A 14,481-nucleotide genomic window follows, 5' to 3' on the forward strand; every position below is an offset into this window, starting at 1 on the left:
CGGCGAGCCATAAGGTCGTTGAAAGCGTTTCGCGCGCATTGACGCGCGGGTGCCGCAAATGGCACTTCTCCCCCGCATAACGGACGAGGACAGGACAGAACAGACATGACATTCAAGACGAAGCTCGCGGCCGCCATCGCCCTTGCCATCACGGTCGCAGCCCCCCTTCCTGCCCTTGCCCTCGACGACGCGCAGAAGAAGGAAATCGGCGCGTATATCAAGGAATACCTCGTCGAGAATCCGGAAATCCTGATCGAGGTGCAGGAAGCCCTGCAGAAGAAGCAGGAAGAACAGCAGCAGGCCAAGGCCCAGTCGGCCATCACCGACAACGAGAAGACGATCTTCACCTCGCCCTACGACATCGCGCTCGGCAATCCCAAGGGCGACGTCACCATCGTCGAGTTCTTCGACTACAATTGCGGCTACTGCAAGCGCGCGCTCTCCGACATGGACGAGATCCTGAAGGACGACAAGAACGTCCGCTTCGTCCTCAAGGAACTGCCGATCCTCGGCCCCGATTCGCTTGCCGCCCACAAGGTGAGCGCCGCGTTCCGTGACCTGGCGCCGGAAAAATACGGCGAGTTCCACCGCGCGCTGCTCGGCGCCGAAGGCCGCGCCACGGAGGAAAGCGCCATCGCCGTCGCCTCCGGCCTTGGCGTTTCCGAGGCGGACATCCGCAAGACCATGACGGAAAAGCCGCATGACGACGCCGTGCGCGAGGCCTATTCGCTGGCCAACGACCTCGGCATCACCGGCACCCCGTCCTACGTGCTCGGCCAGGAAATGGTCTTCGGCGCGGTCGGCGCGGACGACCTTCGCGAGAAGATCGCCAACGTGCGCTCCTGCGGCAAGGCGACCTGCTGAGAACCGCCATCTTCTCGCCATGCTGGCCGTGTTGAGCCTTTGGCTTGTGGACATGCCCCTTTCGACCGGGAAGCCCCTGCCCTTGGGGCTTTCCCTGCGGAAACCGCCGGTCTATAGGTAAATCTCTATCCAGCATGCGGAATTGCGAATGGCTCTACCCCTTTTCGTGCTCAACGGCCCCAACCTGAACGCACTCGGCAAGCGCGAGCCCGGCATCTATGGCGGCCAGACGCTCGCCGACATCGAAGCGCTCTGCGAGGCCGAGGGCGAGACGCTGGGCTTTGCCGTCGATTTCCGCCAATCCAACCACGAGGGCGATCTGGTCGACTGGATCCACGAGGCCGGCGATGTCGCCGCCGGCATCGCCATCAACGCCGGTGCCTATACCCACACCTCGATCGCGCTGCACGACGCCATCCGCGCCGTGAACATCCCGGTCGTCGAACTGCACCTTTCCAACGTGCATGCCCGCGAGGAATTCCGCCACACGTCGATGATCGCGCCCGCCGTGAAGGGCGTCATCTGCGGTTTCGGCGCATATAGCTATGTCCTCGCGCTCCATGCGCTGTCATCCATCACGAAATAAAAAGAACCAGAGGCTCACTTCCATGGCTGAAAAGAAACACGGCATCGATCAGGTTCTGATCCGCGATCTCGCCAACATCCTCAACGAGACGGACCTCACCGAGATCGAAGTGGAGCAGGACGACCTGCGCATCCGCGTCTCGCGCGCCGGCACGCCGCAATATGTCCAGGCGCCGATCGCCGCGCCCACAGTCGCCGCCGCCAGCGCCGCGCCCGCCGCTGCCGCTCCCGTCGCCGACGCCCGCAACAACAAGAACGCCGTGACGGCGCCGATGGTGGGCACCGCCTATCTTTCGCCGGCGCCGGGCTCTCGTCCCTTCGTGGAAGTCGGCGCAACCGTCAAGGAAGGCCAGACCATCCTCATCATCGAAGCCATGAAGACGATGAACCAGATTCCGGCACCGCGTTCGGGCAAGGTCACCGAAATCCTCGTCTCGGATGCAAGCCCGGTCGAATATGGCGAACCGCTGATCGTCATCGAATAAGGCGGATCCCATGATCTCCAAAGTCCTCATCGCCAACCGCGGCGAAATCGCCCTCCGGGTCCTCCGGGCCTGCAAGGAGCTCGGCATCGCCACGGTCGCCGTGCATTCGACGGCCGACGCCGACGCCATGCATGTGCGCCTTGCCGACGAGAGCGTGTGCATCGGCCCGCCGCCGTCGCGCGAAAGCTACCTGAACATCCACCAGATCGTCGCCGCCTGCGAGATCACCGGCGCCGACGCCGTGCATCCGGGCTACGGCTTCCTGTCGGAAAACGCCAAGTTCGCGGAGATCCTCGACGCGCACGGCATCACCTTCATCGGCCCGACGGCGGAACATATCCGCATCATGGGCGACAAGATCACCGCCAAGCAGACCGCGCAGGAACTCGGCATTCCCGTCGTTCCGGGCTCCGAGGGCGAGGTGAAGCCGGAGAACGCGCTGGACGTCGCCCGCAAGATCGGCTTTCCCGTGCTCATCAAGGCCACCGCCGGCGGCGGCGGCCGCGGCATGAAGGTCGCCAAGACCGAGGCGGACCTCGATGAGGCGGTCTCGACCGCCCGTTCCGAGGCGCTCGCCGCCTTCGGCAACGACGCCGTCTACATGGAAAAGTACCTCGGCAAGCCGCGCCACATCGAAATCCAGGTCGTCGGCGACGGCATGGGCAACGCGGTGCATCTCGGCGAGCGCGACTGCTCCCTGCAGCGCCGCCACCAGAAGGTCTGGGAAGAAGCCAATTCCCCCGCCCTCAATGTCGAGCAGCGCATGAAGATCGGCCAGATCTGCGCCGACGCCATGAAGAAGCTGAAGTACCGCGGCGCCGGCACGGTCGAGTTCCTCTACGAGAACGGCGAGTTCTATTTCATCGAGATGAACACCCGCCTCCAGGTGGAGCATCCGATCACCGAGGCGATCACCGGGATCGACCTCGTGCACGAGCAGATCCGCGTCGCTTCCGGCGCAGGCCTGTCGGTCCGCCAGGAAGACATCGTCTTTTCCGGCCACGCCATCGAGTGCCGCATCAATGCCGAGGACCCGCGCACCTTCGTTCCCTCGCCGGGAACGATCACGCATTTCCATGCGCCGGGCGGCCTCGGCGTTCGCGTCGATTCGGGCGCCTATCAGGGCTACCGCATCCCGCCCTATTACGACAGCCTGATCGGCAAGCTCATCGTGCACGGGCGCACCCGCGTCGAATGCATGATGCGCCTGCGCCGCGTGCTGGACGAGTTCGTCATCGACGGCATCAAGACGACGCTGCCGCTCTTCCAGGACCTGATCGGCAACCAGGACATCGCCAACGGCGATTACGACATCCACTGGCTGGAAGACTACCTGGCCAGCAAGACCGACGCCTGAGGGGCGTCGCGCTGATGGCAGGGCGTCGCAGAAAGCACCCGGAGATCACCCCGGAACTGCTCCTGCGCGCCTATTCCATCGGGCTCTTCCCGATGGCCGATTCGGCCGATGACCCGGAGCTCTTCTGGGTCGAGCCGGAGCTTCGGGGCGTCATCCCGCTCGATGAATTCCACGTCTCGCGCAGCCTCGCCAAGACGATCCGCAAGGCCCCCTTCGACATCCGTTTCGATACCGCTTTCGACGCGGTGGTCAAATCCTGCGCCGAGGCCGCGCCGGACCGGCCGTCGACATGGATCAACGCGAAGATCAAGTCGCTCTACGGCACCCTGCACCGCATGGGCCACGCCCATTCCGTCGAGGCCTGGGAGGGCGACCAGCTCGTCGGCGGCCTCTACGGCGTCTCGCTCGGCGCCGCCTTCTTCGGCGAAAGCATGTTCTCGCGTCGCGCGGATGCCTCGAAGATCTGTCTGGTCGCCCTTGTGGAACGCCTGCGCGAGCGCGGCTTCCGCCTGCTCGATACGCAGTTCACCACCGAGCACCTGAAGTCTTTCGGAGCGATCGACGTGCCGAAGATCGAGTATGAGGACATGCTGGCGAACGCGCTGGCCTCGCCGCACCTGCCGTTTTAGGCCGGGGACGGCGGCGTAGGTGGATTCCCGGGCCAAGCCCGAGGATGACGCAGGAAGAAGAGTTCGTATCCAAAGCAACTCTTCGATATGCCGCACCGTCGAAGCAACCGCTCGACATGTCGCGCCGTCAGAGAGGTGGAACCCCTCTCCTGCCCTCCGTCATCCTCTGGCCTGACCGGAGGATCCACGGCGGCAAATGCAATCTTCGAGAAAGAACGCCTTACTGCGCCTTCGCCTCGCCGTCTTCCGGCGGCGGGACGTCCGACTTCGTCTTGCACTCGGTGAGCCAGACGTCATAGACGGGGTGCTCCACGGCGTTGAGGCCGGGGCTGTCGGCGAACATCCAGCCGGTGAAGATGCGGCGGATCTTGCGGTCGAGGGTGATCTCGTCGACCTCGACGAAAGAGGTGATGCTCTGCGCTTCCGTATCGTCGCGGCTGTAGCAGACCTTCGGCGTCACCTGGAGCGCGCCGAACTGCACGGTCTCGCCGATATAGACGTCGAAGCTGGTGATGCGGCCGGTGATCTTGTCGATGCCGGAGAAGACGGCGACAGGGTTTTCGATGCGCGCCGCCTTGGCCGCGACGGGCGCCATGGCGAGGCCAGCGGCCGCCGCTGCAAGCGCGACCGGGAGGAACCGCCCTGCGGCGCTTTTCCGTGAGAACCGAGATTTCATCGAAGCCGTCTCCTGCAATCCGAACCGGCCTTCGCCGGGCGCTTCGGGCTACCGGCGAAATGTGGCCAAATCGGTATCAGTTGCCCGGCGTCCAGGCGTCGTAGTCGCCCGTCACGCGCGGACGCTCGCCGGCAGCGGCAATCGAGCCCGGCGGACGGTAGGCCTGGGACGTGCCGGTCGGGTTCGGGCGGTGCGGCTTCTGCCATTCGCGCGCGCGATATTCCTCGTCGGCCGGCGAGACATCGGTGCGGTGGTGCATCCAGCCGTGCCAGCCGGGCGGGATCGCCGAGGCGTCGGCATAACCGTTGTAGATCACCCAGCGGCGCGTGCGGCCCTCGGAATCCTTCGCGCCGCCCTGGTAGTAGACGTTGCCGAGCTCGTCCTCGCCCACCTTGGTGCCGAAGCGCCAAGTGTGAAAGCGGGTGCCGATCGTCTGACCGTTCCACCAGGTGAAAATCTGCTTGAGAAGGTTCATGGGCCGGCGTCCTTGGCAGGGCCATGCGGGAAGCGTGGCCCGAGACTGTTGGTTTGCCCGCATGCCGCGGGTGATATTTTCTTCCGCTTATGGCGCGGCAGCGCCGGAATGTCCAGCGATTCCCGCGCCTTCGCACACGGCTTTTCGCCGCGGTCAGGCGTGAAGCGGCTTCTCGTAGACGTGAAGCGGCACGCCCGAGACGTCATCCGCCGTATGCTTCGCATCCCCGACCTTGACGAAACCGTGCGCGAGATAGAAGGCGACGGCCGCGTCGTTGCGCGGATCGACCTCCAGCAGCATGGCATCGGCATCGGGAAAGCAGGTCTCGAGCTCGGCGAACATGTCGCGGCCGATGCCCTGGCGCTGGTAGCGCGGCAGCACGTAGAGCTGGTGCAGGAGCGCCGCCTTCGGCCGGTCCTTCGACATGGCGACATAGCCCATGCCGGCCAGTTCCCTGCCGTCGTCGGCGACGACGAATTCGCTGTCCTTGCGCTCCAGCCGGGCCTTCAGCGCCGGCACGGAATGCCAGCGCGCGGTGATCTCGCTGACCTTCTCGGCGCCGTAGAGCGCGTCATAGGTCGCGTGCCACGTCTCGGCCAGAAGCGTGCTGACCTTGGCCAGATCGCGTTCGGTGGCCGTGCGGACAAAAAACACCGGGTTACTCCTCGATGCCGAGCTTGGCCTTGACGAGGGCCTGGACGGCCTGCGGGTTGGCCTTGCCGCCCGTTGCCTTCATGACCTGGCCGACGAACCAGCCGGCGAGTGTCGGCTTCGCCTTGACCTTCTCGACCTGGTCGGGGTTCGCGGCGATGATCTCGTCCACGGCCTTCTCGATGGCGCCGGTATCGGTCACCTGCTTGAGGCCGCGCGCCTCGACGATCTCGGCCGGGTTGCCGCCCTCGTTCCAGACGATCTCGAAGAGGTCCTTGGCGATCTTGCCGGAGATGGTGCCGTCCTTGATGAGATCGATGATGCCGCCGAGCTGGGCGGGCGAAACCGGAGTCTCTTCAATGGCTTTGCCGTCCTTGTTCAAGGCGCCCAGCAAGTCGTTGATGACCCAGTTCGCGGCGATCTTGCCGTCGCGGCCGGCGGCCACGGCCTCGTAATAGTCGGCGATCGCCTTTTCCGAGACGAGCACCGAGGCATCGTAGACGGAAAGGCCGAGATCCTTGACGAAACGGATCTTCTTGTCGTCCGGCAGTTCCGGCAGGTCGGCGAGCAGCGCACCGACGAATTCGTTGTCGAATTCCAGCGGCAGGAGGTCCGGGTCGGGGAAATAGCGGTAGTCGTGCGCGTCTTCCTTCGAGCGCATGGAGCGCGTCTCGCCCTTGCCGGGATCGAAGAGGCGGGTTTCCTGGTCGATACTGCCGCCGTCCTCCAGGATGCCGATCTGGCGGCGGGCCTCATATTCGATGGCCTGGCCGATGAAGCGGATGGAGTTGACGTTCTTGATCTCGCAGCGCGTGCCGAAGGGCTCGCCCGGGCGGCGCACGGACACGTTGACGTCGGCGCGCATCGAGCCTTCGTCCATGTTGCCGTCGCAGGTGCCGAGATAGCGCACGATGGAGCGCAGCTTCGTCATATAGGCCTTGGCCTCGTCCGAGGAGCGCATGTCCGGCTTGGAGACGATCTCCATCAGCGCGACGCCCGAGCGGTTGAGGTCGACATAGGACATGGTCGGATGCTGGTCGTGCATCGACTTGCCGGCGTCCTGCTCCAGATGCAGGCGCTCGATGCCGATCTCGATATCCTCGAAATTGCCCTGGCGGTCCGGGCCGAGCGAGATGGTGATCTTGCCCTCGCCGACGATCGGATCCTTGAACTGCGAGATCTGGTAGCCCTGCGGCAGGTCCGGATAGAAGTAGTTCTTGCGGTCGAAGATCGAGCGGTGGTTGATCTGCGCCTTCAGGCCGAGGCCCGTGCGCACCGCCTGCCTGACGCATTCGATGTTGATGACCGGCAGCATGCCCGGCATGGCCGCGTCGACCAGCGAGACGTTGGCGTTCGGCGCCTTGCCGAATTCGGTCGATGCGCCGGAGAAGAGCTTGGAATTGGAAAGGACCTGCGCGTGCACCTCCATGCCGATGATGACTTCCCAGTCGCCGGTGGCGCCGGGGATCAAGCGTTTCGGATCGGGGGTGCGGACGTCGACGAGGGTCATTGCAGGCTCTTTTTGTGGTGTCTTCGGTGCTGTCTCGGTAGAACATATGGGCAGGCGGCGCAAGGTTTTCAGCGGGTGCCGTCCACCCTCGTTAGCCAAGCCGCAAGGATGATCGGCTAAAAGCATGCCATGGGCACGACAACAACGCTTTTCGTCATCTTCCTTCTCTTCAACGTCATCACGTTCTGCCTCTACTGGTGGGACAAGGAAGCGGCGCGCGATGGCACCTGGCGCGTTTCCGAAGCGCGGCTGCTGCAGTTCGCCTTCCTCGGCGGCAGTCTCGGCGCCGTCGCCGCCCAACGGCTGCTGCGGCACAAGACGCGCAAGGAGCCGTTCCGCACGCAGCTCATGGCGATCCTCGTGCTGCATGTGGCGCTCGTGCCGGCGGCGCTGATCTTCGGCCCTGCCCTCCTCGATATGCTGCGTGCCGGCTGAGCGGCCTCCTGCCGGCATGTGTTGACATGCGGCAGGATTCGTAACTATTATTGTTACATGAAAAGAAACAGCCGCCTTTCCGCCGTGCTCCATGCACTCATGCACATGGCCGAGCGCGAGGAGCCGATGACCTCGGACGATCTCGCGCTCTGCCTCGACACCAATGCCGTCGTCGTCCGGCGCACCATGGCCGGGCTGCGCGAGGCCGACATCGTGCAATCCGGCCGTGGCCATGGCGGCGGCTGGCATTTCGCCCGGCCGCTCGCCGAAATCTCGCTGCTCGACATCTACAATGCGCTCGGCGAGCCGATCCTCTTCCAGATCGGCCCGGCGACGGAAATGCCGGGCTGCGTGGTCGAGCAATCCGTCAACCGGGTGATCGGCGACGCGCTGAAGGATGCCGAGGCGATCCTGATGGCGCGCTTCGCCGGCACGACGCTGGCCGACCTCGCGGCCGATTTCCGGGTGGCGGCGAAACACTGCCGGGCCGATACCGGCTGAAGGCAACCAATTCCCAAGACCTGCATCGAGCGGGCGGCACCGGCCGGCCGAACGGTGCCGCTCGCTCCATAGAAAGGATGAACCATGACCGAAGATGCCATCATCATCGGCGGGGGCTTTGCCGGCCTTTCCGCAGCCATGCAGCTCGCCCGTGCCCGCCGCCGCATCACCATCATCGACACCGGCGAGCCGCGCAACCGCTTCGCGGCCCATTCGCACGGCTTCCTCGCGCAGGACGGAAGGCCGGGCGGCGAGATTCTCGCCGATGCCCGCCGCCAGCTTGCCGCCTACGAGACCGTGACCTTCCGCGACGCGCCGGCCGAGCGGCTGGAAGGGGAAAGGGACGCCTTCTCCGTGGTCACCGGCGACGGCGGGCGGATCGCGGCGCGGCGCGTGCTGCTCGCGACGGGTTTCGAGGATCGGCTGCCCGCCATCCCGGGCCTTGCGGAGCGCTGGGGCAAGACGGTGCTGCATTGCCCCTATTGCCATGGCTATGAAGTGGGCGGCGGGCCGGTCGGGGTGCTCGCGCGCACGGCGGAGGCCGCGCGCTTTGCGGCGGTGGTCGCCGACTGGGGCAATGTCACGCTCTTCACCAATCAGGCGCCGGAGCCGGACGAGGAGGCCCTTGCCGTTCTCGCCGCGCGCGATGTGAAGCTGCGGCCGGGCCGCGTCACGGCCATTTCGGATGGGCCTGACGGCATGCTCGCCGTCGAGACCGGCCCCGGCATTCCGACGCTGGTCAAGGCGCTGTTCGTCATGCCGGAGGCGCGGGTGCGCAGCGCCATTCCGGCCGACCGCGGCTTGAAGCTGAAGGAGACGCCCGTCGGCAGCATCCTCGAAACCGACGATACCGGCCAGACCTCCCTGCCCGGCCTCTATGCCGCCGGCGACATCGCGCTCGGCGCCGCCAATATCTCGCTCGCCTCGGCCAATGGCGTGAAGACCGGCGTCTTCCTGCACCATTCGCTGATCTGGCCCGCGCATTGACCTTTATGGATGCCCCGGCTATTTCGGGGCATCCGCAATGGAGTTTTGATGTCTAGCTCTGAGGCCCGCTGAGGACCCTGCCCGCGAAAGCTTGCGCGCAGGGTCGGAAAAACGACGAGCCCTGCCACCCTTCGGTGGCGGAACGTTTTTTCGCGTTCATTCGAACGCCGGACGGATTCTCAGGACAATGGACATTTCACGCGCCGAACAGCGCATCCTCCATCTGCTCGCCCAGGGCGGCAGGATCGATATCGAAAAAGACGACGACAACAGGAAGATCGTGACGGTCGCCTGCATCACGCGGGACGGCTGGCGGGCGGGCGGCCTCGACCTCGAACTCTTCCGCAAGCTGAAACGCCGGCGCTGCATCGCGTCTTCCGGCGGCAGGCCCTACCGCATCACGCAGCGGGGCCTGGAACTGGTGCGCGCGCAGCTCGACAACCAGTGATTCGACGGGCAGTGATTCGACGGGAGGCGCGGCGAAGGCCCGCCTCCCTCAAAAACCGCCCGGCCCGTAGCTGATCGGCTCGTCCGCAACGAGCTGCCGGCGCAGGCCGATGGATTCGACGTTGCGGTCGAGCCGCGGCGAATAATCCACCGACAGCCAGCTCACCGAATAGCCGTGCTTTTGGAAGAAGCCGACGGCGGCGGTGTTGCGCGCATGCGTCTGGAGGCGCGCGGCCTCCAATCCGGCCGCGACGATCTCGTTTTCCATGGCGGCAAGCAGGGCGGAGCCGAGCCCCTTCCTCTGCTGCGGTGGATCGATCCAGAGATCGGTGATCTCGTCGTCCAGCGCCTCGCGCGAGGCCCAGCCCGCAAGGACGCCGCCGAATTCGGCGACGCTGGCGCGCAGCCAATGGGCGGCAAGGAACTGCTGGAAGGCATTGCGGGCATGATCGCGCCGCACCTGAAGGTCGGCCACGCCGATGACGGCCTGTTCCCAGGCCCTGACGCCGATGTCGATCAGCGCCGGTACATCTTCCTCCAGGGCATTGCGAACTGTGATCATGCGGCTCTCTCCGCCGCCATCAAAGCACCGCGCGGCGCGATTGGCGAGAGACGCCGGCCGCTATCCACGGAGATGATGAAGCGGCGGAAGCCGATAAGGGGCCGGACGCCCCCTTACCACCAGCACGTCGGCGCAAAGCGGCCGGCGGCCTTCTCGATGACATGGGCCGTCCTGAAGAGGGTTTCCTCCTCGAAGGGCTTGCCGATGAGCTGGAGGCCGAGCGGCAGGCCCTTGTGATCGAGGCCGGCGGGAACGGACAGGCCCGGCAGGCCGGCCATGTTCACCGTCACCGTGAAGATGTCGTTGAGATACATCTTCACCGGATCGGAGGCGAGGTCCTCGTCGGCGATGCCGAAGGCCGACGACGGGGTGGCGGGCGTCAGGATGGCGTCGACGCCGGCGTTGAAGGCCAGCTCGAAGTCGCGCTTGATCAGCGTGCGCACCTTCTGGGCCTGCAGGTAATAGGCGTCGTAGTAGCCGGCCGACAGCACATAGGTGCCGATCATGATGCGGCGCTTGACCTCGGTGCCGAAGCCGGCCGCGCGGGTCTTCTCGTACATGTCGACGATATCCTTGCCGTCGACGCGCAGGCCGTAGCGCACGCCGTCGTAGCGGGCGAGGTTCGAGGAAGCTTCCGCCGGGGCGACGATATAATAGGCCGGCAGGGCGTATTTGGTGTGCGGCAGGGAGATGTCGATAACATCGGCGCCGGCATCCTTCAGCCAGGCGATGCCCTGCTGCCAGAGCGCCTCGATCTCTTCAGGCATGCCGTCGACGCGGTATTCGCGCGGAATGCCGATGCGCATGCCCTTCAGCGACTGGCCGAGCGAGGCCTCGTAATCCGGCACCGGCAGGTCGACCGAGGTCGTGTCCTTGGCGTCGACGCTGGCCATGGATTTGAGGAGGATCGCCGCGTCGCGGACATCGCGGGCGATGGGGCCTGCCTGGTCGAGCGAGGAGGCGAAGGCGACGATGCCCCAGCGCGAGCAGCGGCCATAGGTCGGCTTGATGCCGACCGTGCCGGTGAAGGCGGCGGGCTGGCGGATCGAGCCGCCGGTGTCCGTCGCGGTCGCGCCGGCGCACAGGAACGCGGCGACGGCGGCGGCCGAACCGCCCGAGGAGCCGCCCGGCACGAGATCGGCATTGGAGCCGGCCGCGCGCCACGGGTTCTTCACCGGGCCGTAATAGGAGGACTCGTTGGAGGAGCCCATGGCGAACTCGTCCATGTTCAGCTTGCCGAGCATGACGGCGCCGTCGTTCCACAGGTTCTGCGTGACGGTCGATTCGTATTTCGGCTTGAAGCCGTCGAGGATGTGGCTGCAGGCCTGCGTGTGCACGCCTTCGGTCGCGAAGAGGTCCTTGATGCCGAGGGGGATACCTTCCAGCGCACCCGCCTTGCCTTCGGCGATGCGGGCGTCGGAGGCCTTCGCCATCTCGCGCGCCTTTTCCGGCGTGACCGTGACATAGGCGTTGAGCGCGCCGTTCGCGGCCTCGATCGCGCCGAGATAGGCGTCCGTCAGCTCGACGGCGGTGATCTCCTTGGCGCCGAGCTTTTCGCGGGCTTCGGCAATGGTGAGGCGGGTGAGTTCGGTCATGGAGGACTACTTTCGGAAGCGGACGGCTCTGGCGGCGAAGGGCGCTATTCGACGACCTTGGGCACCTGGAAGAAGTTGCGGTCGGACGCCGGGGCATTGGCGACGATATCGTCCGCCTTGTTGCCGTCGTTGACGACGTCTTCGCGCTTGCGCATCTCCATGGGCGTGACTGACGTCATCGGCTCGACGCCCTCGACGTCAACCTCGGAAAGCTGCTCGACGAAGCCGAGGATGCCGTTCAGCTCGCCCATCATGCGGCTTGCCTCTTCCTCGCTGACGGCGATGCGGGCAAGGCGCGCGACGCGCTTCACGGTGGCTAGATCTACGGACATGGGTGGTCTCCGACAGGAAATTTCCTCCCCGCTATACTGACCAAGCCCAAGGGGCGCAACGGGGAATGCGGTCAATCTCCGACAAGCCCCCCTCCGCCTGCCGGCATCTCCCCCACAAGGGGGGAGAAGAAGGAGGCTTGCTCATCGTTCGAAATGGAATGCAGAGGGCGCGGCCCGTTAAGTCCCTCCCCCTTGTGGGGAGGGGTTGGGAGGGGTCTTACCGCGAGACCGAACCGCCGACCTTCGGCACCTCGATCTTCGCCGACGCGCCGTCCATCGCCTGCACGAAGAGGTCGGCCGTCTGGTCGATGATGCCGAAGGAGCCGTAGTGGCAGGGAAGGACGGTGTCGAACTTGAAGAAGCGCTGGCAGGCGAGCGCCGCCACGGCACCGCCCATGGTGAAGCGGTCGCCGATCGGCACCAGGCCGATTTCCGGCTGGTGCAGTTCATTGACCAGCGCCATGTCGGAGAAGATGTCGGTGTCGCCCATGTGATAGAGCGTCGGTTCGTCCTCGAAATGGAGGACGAGGCCGTTGGCATTGCCGAGCGAATGGGAAACGCCGTCCTCGGTGATCTGCGCGGAGGAATGGAGCGCATTGACGAAGGTGGTCGAGAAGCCGTCGAAATGCACGGTGCCGCCGGTGTTTCCCATGTCGACCTTCTCCACGCCCTTCGCGCCGAGCCAGGCGGCTAGGTCCGCATTGGCGAGAACCGTCGCGCCGGTTTCCCTGGCGATCCCGATCGTATCGCCGACGTGGTCGCCGTGGCCGTGGGTCAAGAGGACATGGGTGAGGCCTGCGACGGCGTCCTTGCGGGTCGATTCGTCGAAGGCGGGATTGCCGGTGAAGAACGGATCGATGAGGATTCTGGCCTTCGCCGTCTCGATGCGAAAGGCGGAGTGGCCGAGCCAGGTGATTTTCATGCATGTTCTCCCGATTGATTGCCTGCCGGCAATATAGAAACCGCGAAGGCCGTTTCCATCCGCAGCGCGAACGTTATAAGCGTGGCTTACACCATAATGAAAGGAACCCCGCCATGAGCGACGACGACTACATCTATGACGAAGCCACCGGAGAATGGCGTCCGGCCTCCGAGATCGCAGCCGAAAAGGCCACCACGAGCGTGGTGCACGACGCCAGCGGCAATGTGCTTGCGGACGGCGATTCGGTCGTGCTGATCAAGGACCTGAAGGTGAAGGGTGCCGGCCAGACGCTGAAACAGGGCACCGTCATCAAGTCGATCCGCCTCACCGACAACCCGGAAGAGATCGACTGCCGGCATGACGCCATCAAGGGGCTGGTGCTGCGCACCGAATTCGTCCGCAAGCGCTGAGGGCTTTTCATGGCGACGCTCACCCTCGAAGAACTGGCGGCGGTCCTCGGCCCCGGCCAGCCCATCGCCGGCCTCGACCTCGGCACCAAGACCATCGGCCTTTCCGTCTCGGACCTCGGCCGGCGGCTGGCGACGCCGCGGCCGGTGCTGAAACGGGTGAAGTTCACGCAGGATGCCGAGGTGCTGCTCGCCTTTGCCGGGAAGGAGAAGGTCGCCGCCTTCGTCATCGGCCTGCCTGTCAACATGGACGGCAGCGCCGGTCCGCGCGTGCAGGCGACGCGCGCCTTCGTGCGCTCGATGGCCGACAAGACCGACATCCCCTTCGTCTTCTGGGACGAGCGGCTGTCGACGGTCGCGGCGGAGCGCACGCTGATCGAGATGGACGTGTCGCGCAAGAAGCGGGCCGAGCGGATCGATTCGGCCGCCGCTTCCTTCATCCTTCAGGGGGCGCTGGACAGGCTCTCGTCGCTGGCAAGGGCTGCCGACGCCTGACGGCGCGCGCGCCACCAGGCGGCGATCTGCCGGCGGCGGCGGAAGGCGACGAGGCCGAGCACGAGGAAACTGTCGAAGACGATGGCGCGCAGCACGAGCGGCGGCAGGTTCTCCGGCGGAATGCCGAGGATATGGCCGTAGATGCGGAAGACGAGGTCATGCGCATCGCGCGTCAGCATGAAGATGCCGAAGTTCATGTCGTAATAGGAAAGCCCGTACCAGCTTCCGAGCAGCGCGATGGGACCGGCCCACAGGATCAGGAACCACTTCATGCCGCCCTCCTCTTCACCGCGAGAAGATCGCCGGCCGCGAAGATCATCTCGCTGACCGCCACGCCCGCGACCAGCACGAGCATCGGCACGACGATATCCACCGCCGCACATGAAAACACGGTCGCCATGACCGAAATCCGGGCCGTTCTGGCCATGTGGGTACTCGCTTGCATGGTTAACACCAGGTAAATGCCACTCTTGCCCGTTAACCTTCCCGCCGCAACGCAAACCCTTCGTTAAGGTTAATTTCCACATGGCTGCCCGCGCGCCGGGGCCTTGCAAGGCTTGGCAAGG

The 14,481-nt window shown here is 65.3% G+C and carries 21 protein-coding genes; 11 read left to right on the plus strand and 10 right to left on the minus strand.

Features of this window, described 5'->3' with window-relative positions:
• The first annotated feature begins 105 nt into the window (after positions 1-105).
• From L0976_RS22210 to aat, 5 genes are all read left to right on the plus strand, one after another.
• Positions 106-864: a DsbA family protein gene (locus L0976_RS22210; protein ID WP_234189317.1), complete on the plus strand. Its 759-nt coding sequence runs from the start codon at positions 106-108 to the stop codon at positions 862-864.
• Between the two features lie 148 nt (positions 865-1,012).
• On the plus strand, positions 1,013-1,450 hold the full coding sequence (aroQ, locus tag L0976_RS22215; RefSeq protein ID WP_234189318.1) for a type II 3-dehydroquinate dehydratase: 438 nt from the start codon (positions 1,013-1,015) through the stop codon (positions 1,448-1,450).
• A 22-nt stretch (positions 1,451-1,472) separates the two neighbouring features.
• Positions 1,473-1,934 (plus strand): acetyl-CoA carboxylase biotin carboxyl carrier protein, encoded by a 462-nt coding sequence (gene accB, locus L0976_RS22220; protein WP_234189319.1) that lies wholly within the window; start codon positions 1,473-1,475, stop codon positions 1,932-1,934.
• Between the two features lie 10 nt (positions 1,935-1,944).
• A complete protein-coding gene (gene accC, locus L0976_RS22225; RefSeq protein ID WP_203318671.1) occupies positions 1,945-3,291 on the plus strand; it encodes an acetyl-CoA carboxylase biotin carboxylase subunit in 1,347 nt (448 codons plus the stop codon).
• A 14-nt stretch (positions 3,292-3,305) separates the two neighbouring features.
• Positions 3,306-3,920, plus strand: coding sequence for a leucyl/phenylalanyl-tRNA--protein transferase (aat, locus tag L0976_RS22230; RefSeq protein WP_234189320.1), 615 nt, complete (start codon positions 3,306-3,308; stop codon positions 3,918-3,920).
• 220 nt (positions 3,921-4,140) lie between these two features.
• Here the strand turns inward: aat and L0976_RS22235 are convergent, their stop codons facing one another.
• From L0976_RS22235 to gatB, 4 genes are all read right to left on the minus strand, one after another.
• Positions 4,141-4,515: a DUF2155 domain-containing protein gene (locus L0976_RS22235; RefSeq protein WP_370643775.1), complete on the minus strand. Its 375-nt coding sequence runs from the start codon at positions 4,513-4,515 to the stop codon at positions 4,141-4,143.
• Positions 4,516-4,672: 157 nt separating this feature from the next.
• Positions 4,673-5,071, minus strand: coding sequence for an NADH:ubiquinone oxidoreductase subunit NDUFA12 (locus L0976_RS22240; RefSeq protein ID WP_234189322.1), 399 nt, complete (start codon positions 5,069-5,071; stop codon positions 4,673-4,675).
• A 153-nt stretch (positions 5,072-5,224) separates the two neighbouring features.
• Positions 5,225-5,725 (minus strand): GNAT family N-acetyltransferase, encoded by a 501-nt coding sequence (locus L0976_RS22245; protein WP_234189323.1) that lies wholly within the window; start codon positions 5,723-5,725, stop codon positions 5,225-5,227.
• A 4-nt stretch (positions 5,726-5,729) separates the two neighbouring features.
• The gene (gatB, locus tag L0976_RS22250) at positions 5,730-7,232 is read right to left on the minus strand and encodes an Asp-tRNA(Asn)/Glu-tRNA(Gln) amidotransferase subunit GatB (RefSeq protein ID WP_234189324.1); all 1,503 of its coding nucleotides are present in this window, start codon (positions 7,230-7,232) and stop codon (positions 5,730-5,732) included.
• A 129-nt stretch (positions 7,233-7,361) separates the two neighbouring features.
• Between gatB and L0976_RS22255 the strand changes: the two genes are divergently transcribed.
• The 4 genes from L0976_RS22255 to L0976_RS22270 all read left to right on the plus strand — a co-directional run bounded on the left by L0976_RS22255 (position 7,362) and on the right by L0976_RS22270 (position 9,603).
• A complete protein-coding gene (locus L0976_RS22255) occupies positions 7,362-7,667 on the plus strand; it encodes a DUF1294 domain-containing protein (RefSeq protein ID WP_234189325.1) in 306 nt (101 codons plus the stop codon).
• Between the two features lie 57 nt (positions 7,668-7,724).
• A complete protein-coding gene (locus tag L0976_RS22260) occupies positions 7,725-8,168 on the plus strand; it encodes an Rrf2 family transcriptional regulator (RefSeq protein WP_234189326.1) in 444 nt (147 codons plus the stop codon).
• Between the two features lie 84 nt (positions 8,169-8,252).
• Positions 8,253-9,155: an NAD(P)/FAD-dependent oxidoreductase gene (locus tag L0976_RS22265; RefSeq protein ID WP_234189327.1), complete on the plus strand. Its 903-nt coding sequence runs from the start codon at positions 8,253-8,255 to the stop codon at positions 9,153-9,155.
• A gap of 187 nt (positions 9,156-9,342) precedes the next feature.
• Positions 9,343-9,603, plus strand: a complete 261-nt coding sequence (locus L0976_RS22270) for a YjhX family toxin (RefSeq protein ID WP_234189328.1) — start codon at positions 9,343-9,345, stop codon at positions 9,601-9,603.
• A gap of 48 nt (positions 9,604-9,651) precedes the next feature.
• Here L0976_RS22270 and L0976_RS22275 read toward each other — a convergent pair whose 3' ends face one another.
• The 4 genes from L0976_RS22275 to L0976_RS22290 form a co-directional block, all read right to left on the minus strand.
• Entirely contained in the window at positions 9,652-10,164 is a 513-nt protein-coding gene (locus L0976_RS22275) for a GNAT family N-acetyltransferase (RefSeq protein WP_234189329.1), read from the minus strand.
• 113 nt (positions 10,165-10,277) lie between these two features.
• Positions 10,278-11,759, minus strand: coding sequence for an Asp-tRNA(Asn)/Glu-tRNA(Gln) amidotransferase subunit GatA (gene gatA, locus L0976_RS22280; protein ID WP_234189330.1), 1,482 nt, complete (start codon positions 11,757-11,759; stop codon positions 10,278-10,280).
• A gap of 44 nt (positions 11,760-11,803) precedes the next feature.
• Positions 11,804-12,091 carry an Asp-tRNA(Asn)/Glu-tRNA(Gln) amidotransferase subunit GatC gene (gatC, locus tag L0976_RS22285; RefSeq protein ID WP_203318659.1) on the minus strand — a complete coding sequence of 96 codons (288 nt, stop codon included), beginning with the start codon at positions 12,089-12,091 and terminating at the stop codon, positions 11,804-11,806.
• A gap of 217 nt (positions 12,092-12,308) precedes the next feature.
• Entirely contained in the window at positions 12,309-13,013 is a 705-nt protein-coding gene (locus L0976_RS22290) for a metal-dependent hydrolase (RefSeq protein ID WP_234189331.1), read from the minus strand.
• Positions 13,014-13,126: 113 nt separating this feature from the next.
• Here L0976_RS22290 and L0976_RS22295 point away from each other — a divergent pair, with 113 nt between their 5' ends.
• Entirely contained in the window at positions 13,127-13,423 is a 297-nt protein-coding gene (locus L0976_RS22295; protein ID WP_234189332.1) for an alkylphosphonate utilization protein, read from the plus strand.
• A 9-nt stretch (positions 13,424-13,432) separates the two neighbouring features.
• Positions 13,433-13,915 (plus strand): Holliday junction resolvase RuvX, encoded by a 483-nt coding sequence (ruvX, locus tag L0976_RS22300; protein ID WP_234189333.1) that lies wholly within the window; start codon positions 13,433-13,435, stop codon positions 13,913-13,915.
• Here ruvX and L0976_RS22305 read toward each other — a convergent pair.
• Complete coding sequence (locus L0976_RS22305) at positions 13,864-14,187, minus strand: DUF6105 family protein (RefSeq protein WP_203318655.1); 324 nt, start codon at positions 14,185-14,187, stop codon at positions 13,864-13,866. The two genes, ruvX and L0976_RS22305, sit on opposite strands and share 52 nt — an antisense overlap.
• Positions 14,184-14,342, minus strand: coding sequence for a hypothetical protein (locus L0976_RS22310; protein WP_234189334.1), 159 nt, complete (start codon positions 14,340-14,342; stop codon positions 14,184-14,186). The genes L0976_RS22305 and L0976_RS22310 overlap by 4 nt, the downstream gene beginning before the upstream one ends.
• Positions 14,343-14,481: the final 139 nt, after the last annotated feature.

This window comes from Shinella sp. NM-101 (assembly GCF_021401195.1).
Lineage (GTDB): Bacteria > Pseudomonadota > Alphaproteobacteria > Rhizobiales > Rhizobiaceae > Shinella.